Source organism: Deinococcus aerolatus (genome assembly GCF_014647055.1).
Lineage (GTDB): Bacteria > Deinococcota > Deinococci > Deinococcales > Deinococcaceae > Deinococcus > Deinococcus aerolatus.
Window position 1 is genome coordinate 1 of the sequence record NZ_BMOL01000067.1, and the last position, 868, is coordinate 868.

The 868-nt window shown below is 61.5% G+C and carries 1 protein-coding gene; it reads left to right on the forward strand.

Features of this window, described 5'->3' with window-relative positions; all coding sequences use genetic code 11:
• Positions 1 to 38: 38 nt before the first annotated feature.
• A partial coding sequence (locus tag IEY31_RS18540; RefSeq protein ID WP_229723780.1) for an integrase core domain-containing protein occupies positions 39 to 868 on the forward strand: 830 nt, incomplete at its 3' end.

The window sequence follows — 868 nt, forward strand, 5'->3', positions numbered from 1 at the left end:
GAGTTGTCCCTCTATATCGCAAAAAAAGCCCGGGGTCTTTGAGCGTTCAGCAGGCCCTCGCGTTGTACACCGAGGTGCTCCAAGACCAGCCCCACGTCAGCCTGTCCAGCTTTGCCCGGGACGTCGAGGTGCCGTATTGGAAGCTCCGTGACGCCGGGCGTCACGGAGAGCAAGAAAAAGCACGTCAAGTTCGTCAAGCGGCACACCGTGACCGGGTGCGTGACGTCGCATTGGCGAATCCAACGTATGGGTATCGGCGCGTTCAGCGTCAATTGGTCAGGCAATACGGTCAGGCTGCGCCTGGCCGTCACGAGGTCAGATGTTTGCTCCGGGAACTGGATCTGATTCCGGCCCAGCCGAGGAAAATCCGGCGCCCGTCTGTGCCCATCCTGACGCCCCTTCTGTGGCCCGAGGGGCGCCGGGTTCAAATTGACGCCACCCGATTCAGTCTCACCGACGGCGTGGCCTGGGTGTATGTCGTGCTGGACGTTCAAAGTCGTGCCGTGCTGCACCTGGAAGTGGTTCGCCATCTCTCGGCAAGCAGCGCGGTCACCGCGCTGCAGGTAGGTCTTCAGCTACTCCATCGCCACGGGATTGAGGACAGCATCGTGGTGATGTCGGATGGAGGGTCAGATTTCACGTCGCAGGCGTTCCGGCAGGCCTGCGATGAGGTGGGCTGCTGGATCAGGGCGAAGGTGTCGCAGCGCGGTGGGATGGGGATTCTCGAACGGGTGAACCGAAATCTGAAATACGAATGGATCTTCCGGCAGGAGGTGCGGTCCATCACCGAACTCCGCGTCCAGTGCGCCCAATTCCAGCACTGGTATAACACCGCGAGGCTTCACTCGGCCCTCGGGTACGCCTACCC